Source organism: Marinospirillum sp. (assembly GCF_035271045.1).
In the GTDB taxonomy this organism is placed as follows: domain Bacteria; phylum Pseudomonadota; class Gammaproteobacteria; order Pseudomonadales; family Halomonadaceae; genus Marinospirillum.
This window is the reverse complement of record NZ_DATESC010000007.1, coordinates 40205-63475: the sequence shown is the minus strand read 5'-3', so window position 1 is coordinate 63475 and position 23271 is coordinate 40205. Positions and strand designations below refer to the sequence as shown.

Genomic DNA, 23271 nt, shown 5'->3' with positions numbered 1-23271 from the left:
AGCTCTTATTGATAATTAATTAAGCCGTTAACTTAGCTTAATTTGTAACCAGCTAACGCTTGGTCTTCAGAAACAACGCGATTCATGTTTTCTAAAACTTGTTCGGCCGTTACGCTGTCAGAAGAGAACACTTCACCAAAGTTTACTTGCGTTGCTTTAGCAAAAGATGCTTTAGCAGCGTCATCCATGCCCCAAATTGTGGCTAGAGTGTTTAAAGATTCACCTTCACCGCGTGCAGCGTCAACTGCTAGCGTATCTAGGTTGTCATTAATGAACGTTTGTAATGCCACAACGCCATTAGCAGTGCTGCAATTTAATGTACCAGTGGTCATACCAAAAGTTTGGTTACCAGAAGTCATGTTTAGGGTTGCGCCTAACACGTTCATTACTAAAGTGTCTGGCGCATCAGCAAGCAAAACACTACCAAGACCACAACCAGCATCGGTGGGTGCAGCGTTAGCAACAGCAGCAAAAGGTAGTGCAACAGCGAGTGCGGTAGCAGCAAGCATTTTTTTCATAATAAACATCCTCAATTTCAAAACTTAGGTAGTTAGTCCTGTACTTCTTATTATCACCTTTACAGATGAAAAACTACTAGACCACACCTAACTCGTTGCTTACAAGTGTTTTTTTACGGCTACAAGTAACAAAATATTAAAATGAATCGCATTTTTAAATGCGCTAATTTAAGTCCAAATAGAAAACAAAAAAAACAATCAATTTCTTAGTGTTTAATTAAAAAATAGTTTGGAATTTTAAAAATTAAAGTGCCTTTCGGAATGCTTTTTTTTCTTTCATAAACTTAACTTCCCTGTTTTTCTTTGCCAAGCTAGTGACTTGTGCTGTAAAAAAGTAGAATACTTAAATGACTTTTTAGTAACTCATTGACAGAGGTTTCCCCATGCCGGTTTATCGTTCTCGTACTACTACTGCTGGTCGCAATATGGCTGGTGCTCGTGCTTTGTGGCGTGCCACAGGCATGAAAGATGGTGATTTTGAAAAGCCTATTATTGCCGTCGTTAACTCTTTTACTCAGTTTGTACCTGGCCATGTGCATTTAAAAGATATGGGGCAGTTGGTTGCACGCCAAATCGAAAAAGCCGGTGGTGTTGCTAAAGAATTTAACACCATAGCAGTCGATGACGGCATTGCGATGGGTCACGACGGTATGCTGTATTCGTTGCCCAGCCGTGACTTAATTGCTGATTCGGTTGAATACATGGTCAACGCCCACTGTGCCGATGCCATGGTGTGTATTTCTAACTGTGACAAAATCACCCCCGGAATGCTTATGGCGGCTATGCGCATAAATATTCCGGTTATTTTTGTATCTGGCGGCCCTATGGAAGCGGGTAAAACCAAGCTTTCTGAGCATAACCTAGATTTAGTCGACGCCATGGTAATTGCTGCCTCAGACGCATCGGATGAAGACGTTGCTGAATACGAACGTTCCGCCTGCCCTACCTGCGGTTCTTGTTCAGGTATGTTTACTGCCAATTCCATGAACTGCTTAACTGAAGCCTTGGGCTTATCCTTACCCGGTAACGGCACTATGTTGGCAACCCACGCTGATCGCCGTAGTTTATTTGAACAAGCCGGTGAGAAAATTGTTGCCATTACGCGCCAGCATTACGAACAAGATGATTACTCTGTTTTACCCCGCTCTATTGCCAATAAAGGTGCATTCAATAATGCGATGATTTTAGATATCGCTATGGGTGGTTCTACTAACACCATTTTGCACCTTTTAGCCTTAGCGCAAGAAGCGGAAGTGGATTTCACTTTAGAAGACATAGATCGCCTATCTAAAAAAGTGCCACAGCTGTGTAAAGTTGCCCCTAACTCACCTAAATACCACGTTGAAGATGTACACCGCGCCGGTGGTATTTTTGCTTTATTGGGTGAGCTAGACCGTGCTGGCTTACTTGATACCAGCCTACCAACGGTACATAGCAAATCTTTAGCTGAAGCTTTAGAAACTTGGGATATTATGCGTAAGCCTACGCCCGAAGTGATTAAGTTTTTTCGTGCTGGCCCAGCAGGTATTCCTACCCAAGAAGCTTTCAGCCAATCTACGCGTTGGAACAACCTAGATGCCGACCGTGAAAATGGCTGTATTCGTGATTTAGCCAATGCTTTTTCGTTGGAAGGTGGTTTAGCGGTACTTTACGGTAACTTGGCTGAAGATGGTTGCGTAGTTAAAACTGCGGGTATCGACGACAGCATTTTGGTTTTCCGTGGCACAGCCCATGTCACTGAATCACAAGATGAAGCCGTAGCTAATGTGCTAGACGGCAAGGTAAAAGCAGGCGATGTGGTTATCGTTCGCTACGAAGGTCCTAAAGGCGGCCCAGGTATGCAAGAAATGCTTTACCCCACCAGCTACATTAAATCTAAGGGTTTAGGTGAAGTGTGTGCGCTATTAACCGATGGCCGTTTCTCAGGCGGTACTTCAGGTCTTTCCATCGGCCATGCCTCCCCTGAAGCCGCTGCTGGTGGCGCGATAGGTTTGGTTGAAGATGGTGACTCTATCTTAATTGATATTCCTAACCGCACTATTAATGTTGAAATTAGTGATGAAGAAATGGCTAAGCGCCGTGCTGCGCAAGATGCTAAAGGTTGGAAGCCTGCCAAGCCTCGTGAGCGCAAAGTTTCTGCTGCGCTTAAAGCCTATGCCATGCTAGCTACATCTGCTGACAAGGGTGCTGTACGTGACCTTAGCAAGCTTGATTAATAAACGCTTATTATTGCAACTAGCAACAACGCTACTGGCAGCTGGGCTGCTGGTAGGTTGCACGTTTACACCTAAGTTTGAACAAGCCACTCAAGCAAATCTTTGGCAGTGTGAAGACGGTAGCTTAATGGAAACACGCTTACTGGGTGAGCAACTTTGGTTACAATTACCGGCAACAACTCACTGGATAAACCTGCCGCAACAAAGAGCCGCTTCTGGCGCACGTTATGCTAATGGCGAAGGTGCTTCTGTTTGGAATAAAGGCAATAAGGCAAGAGTCACTACACCTGAGCGAACGTGGAAAAATTGTCAGCTCATCAGCCAAGGTGAAGCTGGCAAGCTTGATAAACCGCCACAGATTACAAACACCAATACTTCACCAAATGCATTAGTGTTACGCGCAACAGGACACAATCCTAGCTGGACTTTTGAGGCACAGCAAAATGGTACGTTAGTCCTCTTGCAAAACTTTGGCACACAACGTATAAAGTTTGCAGCGTCTGAAGTGATTAAACAGGATTTAATAAGAACGCTGTATCAAGCTAACGATGTTGATGGCAACCTAATTGAATACAAGGTAGAAAACATTCTTTGCATTGAAATCAATACCGGCGAACCTTTTCCTCACCGCGTTGAATTGCAATACCTCGATAAGAAATATCAGGGTTGCGGACAAAGTTTTTAACCATTAATCTACTCAAACGTTATTGTCACAGATTATTTTTAGTACACCCCCGTAACCTAGGTTGCGGGGGTGTACTTTTATTGAGGTAAAATTATGATTGCTAAATTACATTTACTAATGAATGAATTAGACCACAGCCGTTTAGAAAAGCTTATCGACGACGAGCAATATGCCAAAATGCCTGTTGCTGAAGCCTTAGCCGAACGCTTAAATAACGCCGATGTGGTATCACCACAAGATGTACCTGCCGATTTAGTCAGTATGCACAGCCGTGTTAAATTTCGTGATTTAAAAGCAGGTATTCAACTAGAAAAGGAATTGGTTTACCCACGCAATTTAAACCCTGAAGCGACCGATCAGCTATCAATTTTAGCGCCTTTAGGTGCTGCTTTATTGGGTGCGCGAGTCGGACAAGAAGTGCATTGGCAAATGCCTAATGGCAAAGATGCCGCTTTGGTTGTCGATGAAATTTTACATCAACCCGAAGCGGCAGGTGAACTACACCGTTAATACGGTTATTTAACCGTCAGCATTAATTTTGTCTATTAAAGCTTGCAAGGTTGCTTCTGCTTCATCGTTAGCAACCTGACACGTGCCTGCATTTAGGTGGCCACCACCATTGTATTTAAGGCACAGCTCGCCCACGTTGGTGTTAGAACTACGATTAAGTATTGACTTACCGACCGCAAATACGGTGTTCTGCTGCTTTAAACCCCAAAGTACGTGAATCGACATATTGGTCTTGGGATAAAGTGCATACAAGGTAAAGCGGTTGGTGGCATAAATAGTTTCTTCGTTACGCAAATCTAACACCACAAGATTGTCATAAACAGTGGCGCATTTTTGAATTTGCTGACGCGCTTTGCTGTCGTGTTCAAAATAGAGATCGGTGCGTTCTTTTACATCAGGCAACTCAAGGATTTGCTTAATGCTGTGGTTACGGCAGTAATCAATTAACTGCATCATTAACTGGTAGTTAGAAATACGAAAATCACGGAAACGGCCTAAACCCGTACGCGCATCCATAATAAAGTTAAGCAAAACCCAATCATCAGGGTTGAGCACTTCGTCTTCGTTAAACTGCGCGGCATCGCCTTTATCCACCGCATCCATCATTTCATCCCATGCAACAGGGAAAGCTTTATGACCGCCATAATACTGCCAAACCACACGCGCTGCTGAAGGTGCATCAGCGTCAATAATGTGATTATCAGCCAGCACTTCGTTACGCACGGTTTCACTTAGGTGATGGTCAAAAGCTAAGTTACAGCCAGCCACATAAGGCAGGTTAGTAGTGATATCATTAGCCCCAATTTCAATTTTGCCATCTTGCATATCTTTTGGGTGAACAAATTGGATATCATCAATTAAATCCAAATGCTTTAGCAGTGCAGCACAAACCAAACCATCAAAATCACTGCGTGTGACTAACCGATATTTCGTTGACATAAAACGACTCCCAGTAAAAATCTTATTCAATTAAGATACATATAAAACTAACTGCGTTAAAAATAGCACTCTTACCATTTTTTCTAAAGATCTAATCCGAGGTTTTCTTGTTATGAACCAAGCATTAACGGCTTCTACCCCTGCTTCACCCAAGGCGATTTTCTTAAAAGACTATTTACCACCGGCTTTTTTAGTTAAGCAGGTAGATTTATGTTTTAAATTAGACGATACAAAAACCCGTGTACTTAGCCGCTTACAAATAACACGCAACCCAGACCGTATAGAAACCAACCTACCACTGCAACTCGACGGTCAAGCATTAAAACTTATCAGCATACAATTAGATGAACAATTACTAACAGCAAACGACTATCAGCTAACTCAAGATCAATTAACTTTAGCAACCTTGCCTGATGTTTTTGTATTAGCCATTGAAGTTGAAATTGATCCTTTAAATAACACCGCGCTTGAGGGTTTATATCAGTCCAGCGGTAATTTTTGCACCCAATGTGAAGCTGAAGGTTTTCGCCGTATTACTTTCTACCCAGACCGCCCCGATGTATTGTCTAAATTCACCACCCGCATTGAAGCCGACAAAACACGTTTTCCGGTACTCTTGTCCAACGGTAATTTAATGGCATTCGGTGATTTAGCAGACGGTAAACATTTTGCAGAATGGCAAGATCCATTTTTTAAACCGGCGTATTTATTTGCGTTAGTGGCGGGTAATTTGCACCCCGTTAAAGACACATTTACCACCGGCAGCGGTCGCAGCGTTGCCTTAGAAGTTTGGGTAGAAAAACAAAACTTACATAAATGCGACCATGCTTTGCGTTCACTTAAAGCAGCCATGCAGTGGGATGAACAGCAGTATGGCCGTGAATACGATTTAGACATTTATATGATTGTTGCAGTCGATGATTTCAATATGGGTGCTATGGAAAATAAAGGCTTAAATATTTTCAATTCAGCCTGCGTGCTAGCCGACCCGAAAAGTGAAACCGACGCGGCGTTTAACCGTGTAGAAAGTGTTGTGGCGCATGAATACTTTCATAACTGGTCGGGCAACCGTGTTACCTGCCGTGATTGGTTTCAGCTTTCTTTAAAAGAAGGTTTTACCGTGCTACGCGACCAGCAATTTAGTGCCGATATGAATTCTGCTGCTGTCGAGCGCATTCAGCAAGTCAGCATGTTGCGTACGGCACAATTTGCTGAAGATGCAGGCCCAACAGCGCATCCTGTTCGCCCTGAAAGTTTTATAGAAATCAATAACTTTTACACCTTAACCATTTATGAAAAAGGTGCTGAAGTCGTTAGAATGTTAAGTGAGTTACTGGGTAAAAAAACCTTCCGACAAGGCACGGATTTATACTTTGCACGCTTTGATGGCCAAGCCGTTACCGTCGATGATTTTGTTGCTTGCATGGCCGAAGTGTCTGGTTTAGATTTAAATCAATTTATGCTTTGGTACAGCCAAGCCGGTACGCCCGAAATTACTGCAACGGGCTTGTATAATGCTAACGAAAAAACCTACACATTAACCCTAAAACAACACACTTCCGCAACACCCGATCAGCCCGTTAAACAGCCGATATTAATTCCCATAAAAATGGGATTAGTGGGTGCTGCTGGAATAAACATCCCTATGGAAGTGAATGGTGAGTTTTGGGGTTCAGAAAGGGTTGTACAGCTTACCCAAACCGAGCAAAGCTTTACTTTTCACCATTTAGCAACCGAACCCGTGCCTTCTTTATTGCGTGGTTTTTCTGCACCCGTAAAATTAAGCTTTGATTACAGCCGTGAGCAACTGGCTTTTTTAATGACTTGCGACAGCGATGGTTTTAACCGCTGGGATGCAGGGCAACGCTTGGCAATGCTAGCCATTCAAAGCTTAGTAACGCAGCAGCAGGCAGGTAAAACATTAGTGCTAGATGCAGCGTTGCTAAGTGCTTATAAACAACTGCTTAACGCACCCATCACCGATCCAGCAATTTTAGCTGAAATGCTGTTACTACCTTCTGAAGCCTATATTGCTGAACAGTATGCACAAGTGGATATTGATGCCATTCATTGCGCCCGTGAATTTGCGCGTAACCGCTTAGCCAATGCCTTGTATGCTGATTTTTTACGCTTATACCAAGCACACACCAGCACCGCTAGTTGGTCGCCTGCTGCTGAGGCCGTTGCAGCCCGACGTTTAAAAAATGTGTGTTTAAATTGGTTGGTTGCTACCGAAAAACCTGACGCTTTACAGCTAGCCCAAGCACAATTTAAGCAAGCCGATAACATGACTGACCAGCTAGCCGCTTTAACTTGTTTGGTTCATGCTAAAGACACGCTAGTAGGAAAAGAAGCGTTAGAAACCTTTGCAAAGCACTGGTCACATGATTCTTTAGTGATGGATAGCTGGTTTAGCGTACAAGCTTTGCGCCCTTATCCTGATGCATTAACACGCGTTAAACAGTTACAAGCGCACCCTGCTTTTTCGATGAAAAACCCCAATAAAGTAAGGGCTTTAATCAGTGCCTTTGTAAACCAAAACCGTGTTAACTTTCATGCTATAGACGCAGAAGGGTATCAATTTTTGGCTGACAAGGTAATTGAATTAAACGTGTTAAATCCACAAATTGCTGCACGTTTGGTGATTCCGTTAACCCGTTTTAAACGCCTAGATAAACAACGCCAAATATTAATAAAAATGCAGCTAAAACGCATTCAGCAAGAAAAGCTAAGTGCCGATTTATTTGAAGTGATAGAAAAAGCATTAGCGCTTTAAAATATAACATTGTTAAAGGGATTTATTACATAATCAAACACTGAATCTAGTAATTAAAAGGATTCAGTGTTTTTTTTGTGACGCAATTAACATAAATAAAAACTTATAATTTACAACGGCTTTGACCGTGCTATTCTCAATTTAGCAAATGCACTTAATCTCACCTTTAAAATTCCTCTAAATTACTGAAGAACATAAAATCAATAGAGTGTGGAGAAGCTTAGTATGGCTAGCAAAAGTAATGGCACGTCAGTTGCACCTAAAGAACGCATTAATATCTCTTACCGCCCAGCAACCGGAGATGCCAAAGCACAGGTTGAGTTACCTTTTAAAGCTTTGGTGCTAGGTTCTTTTCGATCCGATGAAGACCCAACCGATATTCAAGAACGTCAAACCATTAGCGTTAACCGTAAAAACTTCGATGAAGTCATGGCTAGTATGAATCTAGCACTAAACTTTACCGTTGCTAATCAACTAAATGATGATGCTGAAGAACTAGACATCACTATCCAGCCTAAATCTTTACGTGATATGGAACCCGATCAATTAGCCCAATCCATTCCAGCCTTGAAAAAAACGTTAGCGTTACGTGATGCATTAAAAGCGTTGAAAGGCCCACTAGGTAACACGCCAGCTATGCGTAAAACCATTCAAGTCATGCTGGAAGACCAAAACCAACGGACACAGCTTTTATCCGAGCTTGGTTTACAAACGTCCGATAAAAAATCGTCAGAAAAAAAAGCTTCAGAAAAAAATAAAGCTAACAGTGACGCAGAATAAACTGGGGACACACGGTAATGATTGAGCAAACAATTGAGAAAACAAAAGTACAACCGCTAGTAGGTGAAATTCTTGAATACACACGCTTAGGTGAAGCGGATGCAGGTTACGATTTAGCACGCCAAGGTGTTGAGGCTTTATTAGGTGAATTATTAAGTCGTGAAACACAGTTGCCGCGTATTGATAAAGCACTGGTTGAACAAATGATTGCTGAGCTTGATAAGCGATTAAGCCAACAGATGAACAGCATTCTTCACGCGCCAGAGTTTCAGGCATTAGAAAGCACCTGGCGTGGTCTAGATTTTTTAGTTCAGCGCACTGAGTTTACTGAAAACATTAAAGTCGAAATTTTTAATACCAGCCAAGACGAGTTGCTAGAAGACTTTGAAGACTCGCCAGAAGCTAATCAAAGCGCTTTGTTTAAAACCGTTTATACCAAAGAATACGGCCAATTTGGTGGCGAACCCTACGGTGTTATTATTGGTGATTATGCTTTTAATCAATCCACTAAAGACATTCAATTACTTGAACACATGGCAGCACTCTCTGCTGTAACTCACGCGCCGTTTATTACCGGTACTTCGCCTAAGTTTTTTGGCCTAGGTGCTTGGTCTGAATTACCCGATTTAAAAGAAGTGTCTTCTTTATTTGAAGGTCCACAATACATTAAATGGCGCAACCTACGCGAACAAGATGATTCACGTAATTTAGGTTTAACACTGCCACGTTTAATGGGTCGCGCTTTGTTTGGTGACGACAAACCAGTACGTAGTTTTGTCTATCAAGAAGAAGCACTTAAAGGTGAATCAGATTATTTATGGATTAATGCCTGTTACGCCTATGCAACGCGCTTGATGGACAGCTTTGCGCGTTACCGTTGGTGTCCTAATATCATTGGCCCTCAAGCCGGTGGTGCAGTGCTTAATCTTCCGGTACACATTACCGAATCAGAAGGTACACCGCTTTTAAATGGCCCGATAGAAACGGTAGTTTCTGACCGTAAAGAGTATGAAATTTCTGAGCTAGGCTTTATTCCACTGACCCAACGCAAAAATGCCGACAACGCTACTTTCTTCTCATCTAACTCAGTACAGCAGCCTAAATATTTTGGTACAGACCCAGCCGCAAAAGTTGCAGAACTGAATTACCGCCTAGGTACACAACTGCCCTACTTGTTCATTATTAACCGCTTAGCTCACTACATTAAAGTGTTGCAGCGCGAAAACTTAGGTAGCTGGAAAACACGTTCTGACCTTGAAAGCGAACTCAATCGCTGGATTCGTCAATACGTTGCGGATCAAGAAAACCCTTCGCCTGCTACACGCAGCCAACGTCCATTGCGCCGCGCTGTGGTTCAAGTAACGGAAATTGATAGTGAAGCAGGCTGGTATCAGGTGGGTTTAGAAGTCACGCCACACTTTAAGTTTATGGGCGCAAACTTCACCCTATCTTTAACCGGATTACTCGATCGAGTTTAAGCCTAAATTTTTAGGCTTTCATTAAGCAATGAGGAATAAACAATGCCAAACGTAATTTACATGACTATTGAAACAGCAGAAGGCGACAATTTAAGCGAAGGCGCATCTAGCCAAGAAAGCATTGGTGCTTTTTTTAAATCCGGTCACGAAGACGAAATTTTTGTCACCGGCTTTGAACAAAAAGTTAGCGTACCCACCGACCGTTTAACGGGTCAGGTAACAGGAAATCGTAAGCATGAATACTTGCAAATTCGTAAGCTTATTGACAAAAGTTCGCCTTTACTATTTCAGTGTTTGGCTGAACCTAAGTCATTAAATTGTACCCTAGAATTTTACCGCAGCGCCGACACTGGTAGTGACGGACAGCCCGTTCACTATTACAGCATTGATTTAGAAGGCGCTAAAGTGGTTAGCATTATTACTTCATCACCAGACTTTTTAGACCCAGCTAATGATGCAATTAGCGCTTATGAAGAAGTACGCTTTACTTACAGCAGCATTACTTGGAATCATGAAACGGCTTCTAGTACCGCAATCGACAACTGGGCAGGCGAGTAATTAATTAATGAAACCGCACTTTTTACTGTTTTATCTGCTGGCTACCCTGCTATTAAGCGGTTGTGCAGGTAAGCCAGTCGATAAGTGGCAAGGTCAAATTGAGCCTGAATATAAACTGCTAGATGAGCAAGCTAAATGGGAATGGCAGCCTTCCAATAGCCAATGGCAATATCAGAGTGTGGAATGGATGCCACCTCACTTGCCTGCTGAGTCAGCACTTTATGAATCCAGATCCATTGTTATACACCTTAAAGCCGACCCAAAGCTCAATGCTCAGTTGGGTGAAGCACGCACACTGATGTTGAAATTTATTCAAATGAGTAGCCCAACGGAATTGGATAACTACCAATTTTCTTCTTTTCGGCTTACCGATTTAATGTCAGCAGATTCTAAGCAACTGGCAGCAGCTTTTTTAAGAGAAAACAGCATTATTTTAGCGCCGAGCGAGACTAAAGTGATGGTGCTTGACCGTGTTAAAGGCGCAGCTTACTTAGCTATTTTGGCTGGCTATTTTCAAATGACAGAAGATGCTAGCGTTCGCCTATTGCCCATTCCAGCAGTGACTGGGCGAACCATTCCTTATGCCAATAAAAAACGTTGGTGGTGGCCTTTTGCGTGGCGACCGTTTAAAGGCCCTAGCATTTCACCTGCCGGTGAAGCGGCAAGACTAAATATTTGGCTTGAAATAGGTGAAGAACGCATTAACAGCCTACGCGCCCGAGCTTTCTGATCGACTGTATAAGAATAAAGGAAGATAACCTTGACCAATAAACCAATCTACTGGCATCAAGGGCTGTTTTTACAGCCTAATCATTTCCAGTACCTAGATGCATTTCACCTAGATACACAGCAGGCAATACGCCAAAACCTACTGGCTTTACCTTGGGGCGTAGCTTTTAGCGACTTGGATGCTGGGGCACTGGCTACGGGTAGGGTTAGCTTTAATCAGCTGCGTGTTTTGCTGCGTGACGGTAGCTGGTTACACTTTCCTGACAATGCACAGCTTGAAGACTTACATTTACAAGGTGATGTTTGGCCAGATTCACGCGAGCCATTACAAATTCATTTGGTGATTGCTGCCAAAAATCAGCGCTTAGCCGTACAAAACAGCAGCCAGCCTTCACGCCATCAAGTACCGCGCTACAGTTTAAGCGACCGCCCAGAATCATTAGCCGATCAATACCAAGCGGGCAATCCGGTTCAAACACCTTTACTAACTTTTAGTGCAAAATTAGTAACCAGCGCCCAGTTAAGCACCATGAGTGGCATAGAAAGCTTGCCGGTGGCACGCTTAATTTTACAAAACGAACAGGTTTATTCTGATCCTGAATACCTACCACCCATGCTAAGCATTAGTGCCTTACCTGAAATGCTAGCTTGGGTTAGGAACCTGCGTGATGAACTACTATCGCGCAGCACTCAGCTAGAAGATTATAAACAACCACCGGCTAATTACCGTGGTTCAGACTTTAATCCCCAAATGCTGCGCTACCGCATGGCACTACAAACCTTAGGGCGTAGCGTGCAAGTGCTGTCACATTTATTAGAGCTAGCCAATATACCGCCTGAACGTGTTTACCAAGAAGTACGTACGTTAATTGCTGAACTTAGCTGCTTCTCTGTTGGTGCCAATATTCGTGGTGAAATTTCAGGCTCTAACCTTAAATTACCTAGCTATGACCACTTAGATTTAGGCGATTGTTTTACTAAAGCACGGCAAATTATTAATCGCTTAGTTAACGAGATTGCGATTGGATCAGAATCTTTAGCGCGTTTTAGCCAGCAAGAAAATAGCAACTTTTTGCTTGAGCTGCCCAGAAAGTTTTTAGAAGCAGGACAGCAAGTATTTTTGGTGGTTAGAACGCAGTTAGGACGGGATAAATGGCTAGAGAATTTTTTAAGATTTTCTAAGTTAGGTACACCAACCTTAGTGCCTATTTATCAATCACGTGCTTTACCTGGGGTTGATAAAACTTTGCTAGAAGTGCGTCCTGAAGGTTTACCACAACGGCCTAATTCAACCTACTTTGTTTTAAGTAGCCACGATGAAGCTTGGCTGCAAGTAGAACGTGAAGGAATGATTGAGCTGGCATGGCCTAATATGCCAGATGATTTAACGCTTGAACTTGTCGCGATAAAGGGGTGATACCATGCGGCTCATTGACTGTTTTATTGACCTACTCGCTTATGTAAAGCAACTGCAAAGTCGTATTGCTGCAGGTGAACAACCTGACTATGAAAGTATAAAAATTGAAGTTGAACGGCGCTTAGCAGAAAAAGCTTTAGTTTATGCAACGCTTGGTTATCGCCGTGAACATTATGAAAAAGCACGTTTTGCAGTTATTGCTTACATAGACGAAACCCTGCTGTCTTGTGGCTGGCAACACGCTGGGCAGTGGAATGCCAACCAATTACAAAAAAGCTATTACGACACGGCTAAAGCAGGCGAAGAGTTTTTTAATCACCTAAGTGAATTAACGCTTATTGATCCTGCTGATCGAGACGTGCGTGAGGTTTATTACTACTGTTTAGCACTAGGCTTTGCTGGACGTTATTTTGGTGCCGTAGGCAGAAGCAAACTAGACAGTATGCGCTTAGAAAATTTTGAACTTTTATCGCAAGGACAAAAAATACCTTGGTCGGATGACAAGGCAATACTAACACCCGAAGCCTACCCACCCTCAGGTCCAATTAAGCTTCGCAACCACTCACGCTACACACTTTTACCCTTTTATATAGGTGCGCCTGCCTTAGGGGTAATGTTGTTGTATGTGGTAATGCGAGTCGAAATCCTATCGCTCGTTCAACGACTGGTCGCGTTAATTTAACGCATTAGCAGACTTTCCATAATTGGCAGACTTTCCATAAAAAGGCTTATTCTGTGAAAACTCTATTCAAAGTTCTCTTATTAATTATTATTTGGGGGTTAATTGCAGCCACCTCCATTTTTGGTGCCTTACTGCTAGGCTACCCGTTTGAAAATGGGCTTGCCTTAGTTTTTTCTTTGTTTGTTATCTGGCTAACCTACCGTATCGGTCGTCGATTACTGCTACGTATTCAAGCACGGATAAGGGCTAAACGCTTATTACAAGAAAAAGATACATTAGACGATCAGCAAGAAGAAACCCTTGATACACAAGCCTTAGATACTCGCTTTAAAAGCGTATTAAGCTTTTTACGCAATAGTTCACTGCAAGATAAACGCTTACATCCTAACTATGCTTTACCGTGGTTTTTATTATTAAGCGACCGCGCACTAGTCGCTGACTGGCTTAAATCAGCAAGAGTCACCTTACCTACGGATGCAGAAAGCCGGTTTACTGGCCCAGAAAGCAGCATTACATTTTGGCCTTACAATGAAAGTATGCTGTTGCAATTACCAGAGCAACTGTATGACCGCAAAGGTCATCATGCACCAGAATGGCGGCGCTTATTACAGTTGCTGGTTGCTAGTCGCCAAGAAGAACCCATCAATGGTTTAATTTTGCCAATCGATTGGCAATGGCTAGAACAACAAAGCGAAGAACAGCTTTACGATCAAGGCTTATATTTACGCGATATGCTAGGGCAAATTGTTAATCAGCTAAAAACACAATTCCCTGTTTATCTAGTGCTAACTGGCTTAGACCAACTTAAAGGTGCTGCTAGCTGGGCAGATTCACTGCCTCAACACCTTAAAGAACAAGCCCTTGGCTGTTTAAATCAAGAAGGCAGCAGCGCCGACACTTTTGTTGAAACCAGTCTAAAAAATCTGTCTGAACGCCTTAAAGACTTAAACTTATTTATTTTAAGAAGCGGTAATGTAGACCCCGACGCACTGATTTTACCCAGCCGTTTAGGTGAAGTATCGACTCGGCTACGCAATTTCACGCGAGGTATTTTTCAAGAAAGCGTCTTTGAAGAACTGCCTAATCTGCGCGGTATTTTTCTTGCTGGTAGCTTAAAAAAAGAGGATGCCAGCCCTTTACCACAAGGTTTGTTTTGCCATGACTTATTAACCCAAGTCTTACCTAATGAACGCGCACACGTCACGCGATTACCCGCAGCGGTACGTGCTGAACGCGCTATCCGTAATCTATGGATTAGCGGTTATGCCCTCATTCTTTTGCTATTAGTTGGCACGCTGGGTCTAATTTACCGACAAGATTTACTTTTTTTAGATGACATTAATCAGCGTTATGCCGGTAACTTAGTTGAACAAAGTGATTTTTCTAGCAATCTTCGCGTTAATCAACAGCTTTCAAGCATGATTGACCAATTACAAAACCGTAGCTTTTTACCTTGGATTAATAGCTTAACCACCACGCCAGATTTCCAACAAAGATTGCAACGGGTATTTGTGCAACGGGTCGATCAAAATTTAATTTTACCGCTTGATCGACGATTACAACTCAGCGCTGAACAACAACTGTTTGAAGGCAATTTAAGCGGCAACGAACTGGGTCAAGAAATGGCGCGTTTTGTTGGACAGCTAGTGCGTGAAATTAACCTACTGCAAGCTTTCTTAGATGGTGCTAGCTCAGAACAACTCAGTGCTATGCCACAAGCTTATACACTACAAGATGATACGACGCTTGCCGCTTTGAATATATCGCAACTCGCCACTTTAAATCAGGTGTATTTACTTTATCTATGTTGGCAAGAAGACCGTGATCGTATTGAAACCCGTTTAAGTAATAAGCGTGTTTACTTACAACGTATTTTAGCTAAAAGCCCTGGCAGTATTGACTGGTTAATCGACTGGGGCAACCTTTCTGCAGGGGAGCATGAAGTACGCTTGGGGGAATATTGGCGGGGCATCCGCGCATCCAATGATGTGCGAGTACCCGCCGCTTTTACAGTGATTGGTAAAGAAAAAATTGATGACTTTATTGAACAGCTGTTAGCAACGCAAGATATTGCCGATCAAGTTAATACATTAATTCCTGGTTTTGAAGAGAACTACCGTGCTCGCTACCTAGAAGCTTGGAAGCAGTTTGCGCTGGCTTTTCAAAACGGTGTTGACGTTATAGAAGGCAGCAATGGCTGGCGTGAAGCGATTGATATGCAAGCGACTAGCCGCAACCAACACTTTTTAGTGCTGAATCGGCTCGCCACTGAATTAAAGCCCTTTATGGATGATAAATCACCCGAATGGGTTTATATGATTGAGCTTTATGCCGACATGGTTGCAATTGCACCGAATGAAACAGATACCGGCGCTTTAAAAAAGTTAACGCTAAAAATCATTAAACGCGCGGGTAATGTTGGGAAAATGGCTGCCAAAGCTGGTAAAAAAATGGGGGCTGATGAAGCGATTAAAGATGAACAAGCGCTTATGGTTGAGCGAGCCGCTAAGTTGCTGGGTGAATACCGCGCCAATATTCGTGAACTAACTAAAGAATCGCAAGTTAAGTCCATCGCACATTTAAGTATGCAAGATTTATATAACAACCCCGATGATCCTGCGCGTGGACAAACAGCTTTAGCCACAGGTTATCGTCAACTGCAAGATTTACAAGGTTTATTAGGACGTAACACCGATTTTAATGAGCCTTTTTGGGCGGTGTTTCGTGGTCCTTTAAATATGTTTCGTCGCTACTTAATTCAAGAGTCATCGGATCAAATGCAAAGCCTTTGGGAAGAAGCTTTTTTAGCAGCGGCAGAAGGTGTGCCTGAAGACCGTATGGCTGGCTTTCTTTATTCTGAAGGTGGCTTGCTATGGAGTTTTTTTGATCAACATTTAAGCCCTTTTGTACAAAGGCGTTTTGGTGCGGGTTATATTGGTCGTAGCGCCTTTGGGATTGCTTACCCCATTAATAAAGAGCTACTTGGTTTTTTAAGCAAGGCCGATGAATACCGAAAACAAAACCGTGATAACTATGCGGTGATTCTTAGTACGCGCCCAATTACAGTCAACCCTGGCGCTAAAAAGTTACCCAGCCGTACTTTATTAGAAATGCAATGTGAAAATGGGCTACAAGAATTAGAAAACTTAAACTACCAACGGGCGGCTGAATTCAACTGGTCACTCAATTGCACCAATGTGCGCTTAACCATTCAAGTTGATAATTACCAGCTAGTTAAAAACTATTCGGGGCATTACGGCTTCCCCAACTTTTTAGAAGATTTTTCGCAAGGTGCTAAGCGCTTTAAAAGCGCAGATTTTCCGCTTTATGAAGACCGTCTAGCTGAATGGAATATTCAATACATTGATTTACAGTTTGGTTTGCGTGGGCATACACAAGTCATTGATGTGCTAATGGCAAGTAGGCAACGCTTACCAAGGTACATTATGCGTGAGAATGCGCTATGATAAATGCCCTTACTCAAGCAAACCTTCCGTTTGATTCTGCCTTGGCTGGTGCAACGCGCTCACCGCTGACGTGCCGTATTTTGATTCTGGCAGACCTTGGGCTAATTAAAGAAAATTTAGTGGTATTTAGTACGCAGCACCATACAACCTTTAGTGACTGGTTAGCGCAGCAGCAACCCATCATTAACGTTAATTTGCCCAGCCTTGGTTGGTTGCAACTTAAAATAAGCCACTTAAATGACTTACACCCCACCCAACTTTTAAAGTTTATTTTTCAGCATTTACCTAACATTTCAACTGAAAAAATGGCTGCTGAAGCTGAGTTTCAACAACTAAAAAATAACAAATTAGCAATGGCGTTGGTTAATCAGCTACTTTACGACCCTAAAATTCGTCAGTTAGAAGCCACATGGCGCAGCATTGATCGCTTAATGCGTAAAGCAGCTGAAAATGCGATGACAGAAATTGTGTTATTACACCAAAGCCATGAAGAGCTGCACTATAACTTAAATGCTACACAGCTTATCGACAGCGCATTATTTCAAAAAATTTATGCTGAAGAATTAGGTCAATACGGTGGGCAACCTTACAGCTTAATCTTAGTTGATAACGCTTGGCGTAATAACCAGCAAGACCTAAACGATTTAAGTGCTTTAGCACAACTAGGGCAAGCCGCTCATGCCCCTGTTTTAACGGGTGTTGATCCTAGTTTGTTTGATTTAGATGCGTTTACGCAGAGCGTTTCTGCTGAACAAGCCTTAGAGCTAGCCAATAGCAAACGCTTTATAAAACTACGTGAATTAATGCAACAACCTGCCAGTCGTTATTTAAGTCTGGTGCTACCACGCGTATTGATTAGGCCACCCTATGAGCTAGAAATGCCACAAGGTCTTTTTAAAGAACAAACACCACAAGGTAAAAATGCGCTGCTGTGGGGTAATCCTTGCTACTCTTTGGCAAGCTTGGTTTTACATAGTTTTCAAAACTATGGTGGCTATACTGCAATGCTTAATTCGCCAGGCGATGAAGACCCATTACTGCCACCTTATCAACTGAACGCACATACCCCACCATTACCGCCATTAGAAGCCCGTTGGCCACAAGCAACGCTGGCCGCTTTTGCACGTCAAGGTTTCACACTGGCAGGTGTGGGTAAAAATAATACTATAGCGTTTGAGCAGCCTGTTTCTTTGCATTTAGGTGCAAAATTTAATCAGCAACTGCAGCCCGATTACCAACTCCCCTATTTACTAACGTTAAGTCGAGTAGCACATTATTTAAAACGGGTATTACGCGAACAACTGGGTAGCAGCGACACTTTAAATAGCCTTGAAACGCAGCTTAATCAATGGCTACAAAACAGCGTTTCAGCACAAGAAAAACCTTCAACTGAAGTGATGCACCGTAAACCTTTTCGGGCGGCACAACTTATCATCACCAACAAAGAAAGCCTGCAGCCAGAAATTCACCTTCAGCTAACACCCCATTTAAGGCATCAGGGTCAAAGCTTCACACTTAACTTAACTTCATCACTGACAGGAGGTATGCATGGCTAGGCCTGGCTTTATGAAAATAACCGGCAAAAACCTTGGGCGCATTCAAGGCAATTTTAATGACACCCGCATTGGTGAAGGTTTAGTCGAGGTTTTGGCTTTTCAACACAGCCTTGATCGTCATGGCGAAGGGCAAGGCGGTGTCTTAGGTGGCAGTGTGGTGCATCGTCCTGCGGAATTATTAAAACCCATTGATTCAGCATCACCGCTGTTAAATCAAGCATTATGCGAGCAAGACACACTAGACATTCAGCTAGCGTGGTATCAACCCGACCTTGAAGGTCAGCCTAAAGTTATTTATGAAATCGTTATGAAGGGAGCACAGTTGCTATCAGTCACAACAGAAATGCCTGATTGCACTAAGCCACACAACGACACTTGCCAATACCTTGAGCGTATTCGTTTGGTTTATAGAAGCATTGTTTGGCGTTATGGCGCAGGTGGCGAGCAAGAGTTTGAAACAAGTGTAGAAACGGGGAGCAATTAACTATGCCTCTATTAGACCGTTTAGGCCAATCACGCCAACCGCTAAATGCGCAACAAGATATAGCACTGTATTTAGAACGCTTGCTAAATACTCGGCGTGGCACTGTGCCACAAAATACCGCGTTAGGCTTAGGTAAAATTCCAAGTCTTAGTATGCAAAATGATCCTGAATTATTAGAACAGCTAGCCGCTGCTTTATTAGAGCAAGTCAAGCATTTTGAGCCACGATTGCAACAGCCTGCTTTTCAACAAGGATCAAATAAACTGCTACTAAGTGCTCAGCTAACCGATGGATCACCCATCCAGTTATTATTTCAGATTGATAATAATCAGCTTCTGAAAGTTCAGCCAGTAGCGAGTTTAGGGCAAACAGATTTAGGGCAAGCAGCAGGACAAGAGGTATTGACTCATGTTTGACCAATATTACCGTGACGAGTTAAACCGTTTAAGGCAACTGGCCACTGACTATGCCGATAAAGAACCAGAGCTAGCTCGCCATTTAGTGCCAGGTAGTGATCCTGATGTGGAGCGTTTATTAGAAGGGGTGGCTTTTTTAACCGCAGGGCTTAGGGATCAGCTTGACCGTGAAGCCCCTCGCTTTACCCGTAATTTGTTAGAAATTTTAGATCCAACACGTTTACAGGCACTGGTTTCTACCACGTTAATTGGCTTTACACCACGTTCCGGCTTAAAAGCAGCGCAAGTTTTACCCGCTGGCACACCTTTAGGTAATCAGCTTAATCAAGAAAAGCGGGTGGAATTTACAACCACTCATACTTGCCGTGTAACGCCTTTAGAAATAATCCATTGCAGCACTAACCAACAACCAACCGGCGGCATCACTAAGCGCTGCTTAACGTTAACCTTGCGTAGTTTAGCGGGTGGACTGGGCGCTAGTTTAAGTGATTACCCACTCAATATTCACCTAGTCGCACCTTTAGGTATCAGTGCTGATTTGTATTGGCTATTACTTCACGCCTGTCAACAGGTCGATGTTTTACTCGATCAACAGCCAACCACCCATTTAAAAGCACACATTAAAGCACTGGATCAGCCATTACAAAAAGAGCGCCTGCCCGGTGAAGCAGCCATGTGTAATTACTTACATAGCCCTGAAGCAGCAATGGCAATCCAAATACGTTTTGAAGGTTTAGATACGTTAAATAAAGCCAACGAACTAAAGCTTAATTTTTGGATTGATGAATCGCAGGTTTTCTTACCAACAATTGAAAAGCACTATTTCAAACTGCATTGCGTAGCGGCTCACAATCAGTTTCTGCGTCATTTACCGCCTTTTCTTAGGGATGACCGGCATTTATTACAGCCCTTACAAGCACGCCAAAAAAAGCAAGAAATGCTGTTAATCCAAGCCATTGAGCAAATTCAAGGGCAATATGCCACCAGCAATGAATCACACACTTACCAGCCTTATTGGGAAGCAGAAGAAACGGCTTACGTTCACGCTTATCAGCTTCACCATGAGCAAAGCCCAATCACAGGCTTGCCTAGTTCACGTCTTTTACTAACACAAGGCAAGGGAGTTCCAACTGGTCAAGAAGAAATGATTCGGGTTAATGCTTGGTGTAGCAATGGAAAAAGTGCTGCTCAACTACTGCCAGGCGACCTTAACGCGCACCTTAATGCTACGCCAGAAACCGTTGATTTTAGTAATTTAACCACCAGCACGGCTTGGAAAGTACCCCAATTAGACCCTACCAGTGAGCGCCAGCAGGTGGCCGAATTAAGCCGTGGGAGTACCAGCTTATTTAGCCAGAATGGTTTATTGCAGCGTTTACGCGAAATGGCGGAACGCGTCAGCCCCGATGAATCTCGCTTAACCATTAATCAAAAAAAATTGGATGCTATTCAAAAAGTTACGGTTCGTCCCACAGAAAAGCTTTTAGAACAGTCGCTCTACCGTGGTCTTGAAATGAATGTCAGCATCAACTTCCAAGCCTTTAACAGTAAAGGCGATGCACTAGGGTTTTGTAGCCGCTTAGACAGACTACTTGCACTCATGGCACCCATTAATCATTTTTCTGCTTTGTATGTGACTGACGTAACTTCTGGAGAGGGCTTTACATGGCCACCGAAACTGAATACCCAAGTATTGGGCTAGATAATAAGCTTCAGGCTGCCCAGTTCAGTCTGTTTCAGTTAATCCGCAAAATTAAAGCGGAATACCCAGCAGGGCGCATTCAATTACGACCAGCGCTGCATCTAAGTATTCTGCAAGGTGAAGTTTATCAAGCAAAACAAGAAGGTAATGACTGGTGTATAGAGGTTAATTTACCCGGTCTTTATGGCAGCAGTTCGCCGCTGCCAAGTTACATTACCGAATTATTACTTGAACAAGAGCAGCAAGAAAACACACTGCCACGCCAACTACTCGACTTGTTTAACCAACGCTTATATGAGCTGAATTTAGAGGTAGAGGGTAAAGGACACCCAGCCATTCAGTACATTGAACAAAGCAACAACCAGTGGCTTGACCTTGCGACACGCTTATTAGGATTACCACCCGAACGTTTAGCTGTTTTACCACGCAAAGACTGGTTATTCCGTCATTTTCATCTGCTAACACATCCCTACCCCACTGCGGAAGGATTAGCTCAGCTAGTGAGTAGCTGGCTAAAAGGCATTCCAGTGGCAGTAGAACAATGCATATTAAAGCAAGTAGAAGTCGACTCTGATTCGCTAACAAGCCTAGGAGTCGCTAACAACTGCTTAGGTAAAAGCACTTTATTAGGCAATAAAATTAATGACCACAACGGTAAATTACGCTTAAAAATAGGGCCTTTATCGCACACACATTTTAGTGCGCTGATAAGCAATCGAAAAACTTGGCGAACACTAAGGGCTTTAGTCAGCGTGTACCTTCGCTCGCCGTATGAGTGCGAACTAGATTTCTGTCTGGATGCACCCCAAAATTTTGAATCCATCACACTGGGCAGTACACAGTGGGGGCATTTAGGTCGTAACGCTTGGCTATTAAATAAAGAAAACGCTAATGCAACAGCCAAATTACAAGCGCTGATGCCGTTAATTTAACAAAAAAACCTGCAAATAACGGGGTGAACAAGTGGAGAAACAAAGATGCTGAGCTTTCAAACGCGCTGGTGGTTAAGTTGGATACTGGTTGCTACAGCGGCAATTATCATTATTTATTGGAGTGTCCAGCAAGCCGGACAAACGCGGGTCATTCGCATCGCCACAGCCGCATCGGGTGGTTATTACTATGAATACGGTGCAATGCTTAAAGAAATGATTGAGCAGCAAGGCCGTTACGATGTCGAGCTGATTGAAACTAAAGGATCGGTGGATAACCGTGGCAGGCTATTAAAAGAAGAAGCAGACTTAGCCATTATTATGATCGGCTCTGCCACGCTGCGTAACTTAGAATTAATCGCACCTTTGTGGCAAGACTATATGCACTTAATGGTGCGTAAGAACAGTAAAATTAAAGGCATCATGGACATTAAAGGCCACAATATTGCATTAGGGTCTAAAGGCTCAGGTTATCGCGCCCAGTCAATGATGCTGCTCGCTCATCTTGGCATTAATGAAAGCAACATTGGCATGAATGAACTTTATTTTTCTAAGCTTCTCGACACACCAGAGCTAGAAGGTGCAATTGTAACAACAGGGATGCTTAATCCAGATTTACGCGCGGTGTTAATGAGTGGTGAATTTAAACTCTTGCCCATTGATCTAGCTGAAGGTTATGCACTTAACCATAGCCAAATTAGCACTACGCTCATTAAACCGGGTACTTATACCAGTGCAGCAGGGCCTTTGCCGACAGAAAGCATTGCTACTTTAGGTACTTTAGCAGTCTTAGCTGCACGCCCTGGCTTACCGAATGACTTAATTGACAGCCTCCACTCAGTACTTTTTTCTGAAGAATTACGCCGCAAAGCACCCGTTATGGTTGATTTAAACCCTTTAGAAGACCGTTTATTGCGCTATATGCCCATGCATCAAGCCAGTGCGCGTTATTACAATCCCTATGCTGGTTTTAATGAATTATCCCGCAGCTTGTCTTGGTTCTCACAAAATCGCTGGCTAGTCATGGGCATTTTAATAGGCATTATCGCTGGCTGGTTACAAATTAAGTATTTAAAACGTCTACGCCACTTACGCAAGCGTAACCATTTAGAAACCGGATTAGAAAAAATCTTTCGTGAAGCGGTGGAATTGGAACGCGCACAAAAATCAGCCAAAGACATTCGTTTATTACATCAACAACTTAACGAAGCACTCACTTTAAAGAATCAGGCAGTTTCTTTGGCTCAAGGCAACCACTTAAATGATTCAATGTTGCTATTAACCACCTTGCAGCAATGCGGTGATGTTATGCGTCAAATTGAATGGCGATTAGCCGGTTTACAAGTCCATGAAATGGCGCAGCAACAAGCCAAAGCTAGCGCACATAATTAATCGCAAACCGTCATTAATCAGACATGGTTAAACGTTT

General features: G+C 43.0%; 19 protein-coding genes. 17 read left to right on the top strand and 2 right to left on the bottom strand.

The features are described 5' to 3' along the window. Nucleotides 1–32: 32 nt before the first annotated feature. Nucleotides 33–518 (bottom strand): DUF3015 family protein, encoded by a 486-nt coding sequence (locus VJY63_RS02960; protein WP_324048247.1) that lies wholly within the window; start codon nt 516–518, stop codon nt 33–35. A 383-nt stretch (nt 519–901) separates the two neighbouring features. On the opposite strand from VJY63_RS02960, the gene ilvD reads away from it, so the two are divergent. The 3 genes from ilvD to rnk all read left to right on the top strand — a co-directional run bounded on the left by ilvD (nt 902) and on the right by rnk (nt 3929). After that, nucleotides 902–2734 (top strand): dihydroxy-acid dehydratase, encoded by a 1833-nt coding sequence (ilvD, locus tag VJY63_RS02955; RefSeq protein WP_324048246.1) that lies wholly within the window; start codon nt 902–904, stop codon nt 2732–2734. Then, nucleotides 2712–3419 carry an MliC family protein gene (locus VJY63_RS02950; protein WP_324048245.1) on the top strand — a complete coding sequence of 236 codons (708 nt, stop codon included), beginning with the start codon at nt 2712–2714 and terminating at the stop codon, nt 3417–3419. Before ilvD ends, VJY63_RS02950 begins: the two co-directional genes overlap by 23 nt. A 93-nt stretch (nt 3420–3512) precedes the next feature. Beyond that, nucleotides 3513–3929: a nucleoside diphosphate kinase regulator gene (gene rnk / locus VJY63_RS02945; protein ID WP_324048244.1), complete on the top strand. Its 417-nt coding sequence runs from the start codon at nt 3513–3515 to the stop codon at nt 3927–3929. A 9-nt stretch (nt 3930–3938) separates the two neighbouring features. Here rnk and VJY63_RS02940 read toward each other — a convergent pair whose 3' ends face one another. Beyond that, a complete protein-coding gene (locus VJY63_RS02940; RefSeq protein ID WP_324048243.1) occupies nt 3939–4868 on the bottom strand; it encodes an exopolyphosphatase in 930 nt (309 codons plus the stop codon). Between the two features lie 112 nt (nt 4869–4980). On the opposite strand from VJY63_RS02940, the gene pepN reads away from it, so the two are divergent. The 14 genes from pepN to VJY63_RS02870 all read left to right on the top strand — a co-directional run bounded on the left by pepN (nt 4981) and on the right by VJY63_RS02870 (nt 23234). Then, complete coding sequence (gene pepN, locus VJY63_RS02935) at nt 4981–7644, top strand: aminopeptidase N (RefSeq protein ID WP_324048242.1); 2664 nt, start codon at nt 4981–4983, stop codon at nt 7642–7644. A 225-nt stretch (nt 7645–7869) separates the two neighbouring features. Next, nucleotides 7870–8424: a type VI secretion system contractile sheath small subunit gene (gene tssB / locus VJY63_RS02930; protein ID WP_324048241.1), complete on the top strand. Its 555-nt coding sequence runs from the start codon at nt 7870–7872 to the stop codon at nt 8422–8424. Nucleotides 8425–8441: 17 nt separating this feature from the next. Continuing rightward, nucleotides 8442–9902 carry a type VI secretion system contractile sheath large subunit gene (tssC, locus tag VJY63_RS02925; RefSeq protein ID WP_324048240.1) on the top strand — a complete coding sequence of 487 codons (1461 nt, stop codon included), beginning with the start codon at nt 8442–8444 and terminating at the stop codon, nt 9900–9902. A gap of 42 nt (nt 9903–9944) precedes the next feature. Continuing rightward, entirely contained in the window at nt 9945–10460 is a 516-nt protein-coding gene (gene tssD / locus VJY63_RS02920; RefSeq protein ID WP_324048239.1) for a type VI secretion system tube protein TssD, read from the top strand. 7 nt (nt 10461–10467) lie between these two features. Then, nucleotides 10468–11190: a type VI secretion system lipoprotein TssJ gene (gene tssJ / locus VJY63_RS02915; protein ID WP_324048238.1), complete on the top strand. Its 723-nt coding sequence runs from the start codon at nt 10468–10470 to the stop codon at nt 11188–11190. A 30-nt stretch (nt 11191–11220) separates the two neighbouring features. Further along, on the top strand, nt 11221–12606 hold the full coding sequence (gene tssK / locus VJY63_RS02910) for a type VI secretion system baseplate subunit TssK (RefSeq protein WP_324048237.1): 1386 nt from the start codon (nt 11221–11223) through the stop codon (nt 12604–12606). A gap of 4 nt (nt 12607–12610) precedes the next feature. Further along, nucleotides 12611–13288, top strand: coding sequence for a DotU family type IV/VI secretion system protein (locus tag VJY63_RS02905; protein WP_324048236.1), 678 nt, complete (start codon nt 12611–12613; stop codon nt 13286–13288). A 53-nt stretch (nt 13289–13341) separates the two neighbouring features. Further along, a complete protein-coding gene (locus tag VJY63_RS02900) occupies nt 13342–16755 on the top strand; it encodes a type VI secretion system protein (protein ID WP_324048235.1) in 3414 nt (1137 codons plus the stop codon). Further along, the gene (locus VJY63_RS02895; RefSeq protein ID WP_324048234.1) at nt 16752–18311 is read left to right on the top strand and encodes a type VI secretion system contractile sheath domain-containing protein; all 1560 of its coding nucleotides are present in this window, start codon (nt 16752–16754) and stop codon (nt 18309–18311) included. Before VJY63_RS02900 ends, VJY63_RS02895 begins: the two co-directional genes overlap by 4 nt. Then, entirely contained in the window at nt 18304–18795 is a 492-nt protein-coding gene (tssD, locus tag VJY63_RS02890) for a type VI secretion system tube protein TssD (protein WP_324048233.1), read from the top strand. The genes VJY63_RS02895 and tssD (VJY63_RS02890) overlap by 8 nt, the downstream gene beginning before the upstream one ends. 2 nt (nt 18796–18797) lie before the next feature. Further along, nucleotides 18798–19211, top strand: coding sequence for a GPW/gp25 family protein (locus VJY63_RS02885; RefSeq protein WP_324048232.1), 414 nt, complete (start codon nt 18798–18800; stop codon nt 19209–19211). Beyond that, nucleotides 19204–20913: a type VI secretion system baseplate subunit TssF gene (tssF, locus tag VJY63_RS02880; protein ID WP_324048231.1), complete on the top strand. Its 1710-nt coding sequence runs from the start codon at nt 19204–19206 to the stop codon at nt 20911–20913. Before VJY63_RS02885 ends, tssF begins: the two co-directional genes overlap by 8 nt. Beyond that, a complete protein-coding gene (gene tssG / locus VJY63_RS02875) occupies nt 20877–21845 on the top strand; it encodes a type VI secretion system baseplate subunit TssG (RefSeq protein ID WP_324048230.1) in 969 nt (322 codons plus the stop codon). The genes tssF and tssG overlap by 37 nt, the downstream gene beginning before the upstream one ends. Before the next feature lie 45 nt (nt 21846–21890). Further along, nucleotides 21891–23234, top strand: a complete 1344-nt coding sequence (locus VJY63_RS02870; RefSeq protein WP_324048229.1) for a TAXI family TRAP transporter solute-binding subunit — start codon at nt 21891–21893, stop codon at nt 23232–23234. The last annotated feature ends 37 nt before the right edge of the window (nt 23235–23271 follow it).

Bases quoted from the DNA above. Each gene is read 5' to 3' on its own strand.
- VJY63_RS02895 (WP_324048234.1), top strand. From the start codon at position 16,752: ATGATAAATGCCCTTACTCAAGCAAACCTTCCGTTTGATTCTGCCTTG.
- ilvD (WP_324048246.1), top strand. From the start codon at position 902: ATGCCGGTTTATCGTTCTCGTACTACTACTGCTGGTCGCAATATGGCT.
- VJY63_RS02905 (WP_324048236.1), top strand. From the start codon at position 12,611: ATGCGGCTCATTGACTGTTTTATTGACCTACTCGCTTATGTAAAGCAA.
- tssF (WP_324048231.1), top strand. From the start codon at position 19,204: ATGTTTGACCAATATTACCGTGACGAGTTAAACCGTTTAAGGCAACTG.
- rnk (WP_324048244.1), top strand. From the start codon at position 3,513: ATGATTGCTAAATTACATTTACTAATGAATGAATTAGACCACAGCCGT.
- tssJ (WP_324048238.1), top strand. From the start codon at position 10,468: ATGAAACCGCACTTTTTACTGTTTTATCTGCTGGCTACCCTGCTATTA.
- VJY63_RS02885 (WP_324048232.1), top strand. From the start codon at position 18,798: ATGCCTCTATTAGACCGTTTAGGCCAATCACGCCAACCGCTAAATGCG.
- tssD (WP_324048233.1), top strand. From the start codon at position 18,304: ATGGCTAGGCCTGGCTTTATGAAAATAACCGGCAAAAACCTTGGGCGC.
- VJY63_RS02870 (WP_324048229.1), top strand. From the start codon at position 21,891: ATGCTGAGCTTTCAAACGCGCTGGTGGTTAAGTTGGATACTGGTTGCT.
- tssB (WP_324048241.1), top strand. From the start codon at position 7,870: ATGGCTAGCAAAAGTAATGGCACGTCAGTTGCACCTAAAGAACGCATT.
- VJY63_RS02940 (WP_324048243.1), bottom strand. From the start codon at position 4,868: ATGTCAACGAAATATCGGTTAGTCACACGCAGTGATTTTGATGGTTTG.
- tssD (WP_324048239.1), top strand. From the start codon at position 9,945: ATGCCAAACGTAATTTACATGACTATTGAAACAGCAGAAGGCGACAAT.
- pepN (WP_324048242.1), top strand. From the start codon at position 4,981: ATGAACCAAGCATTAACGGCTTCTACCCCTGCTTCACCCAAGGCGATT.
- tssG (WP_324048230.1), top strand. From the start codon at position 20,877: ATGGCCACCGAAACTGAATACCCAAGTATTGGGCTAGATAATAAGCTT.
- VJY63_RS02960 (WP_324048247.1), bottom strand. From the start codon at position 518: ATGAAAAAAATGCTTGCTGCTACCGCACTCGCTGTTGCACTACCTTTT.
- tssC (WP_324048240.1), top strand. From the start codon at position 8,442: ATGATTGAGCAAACAATTGAGAAAACAAAAGTACAACCGCTAGTAGGT.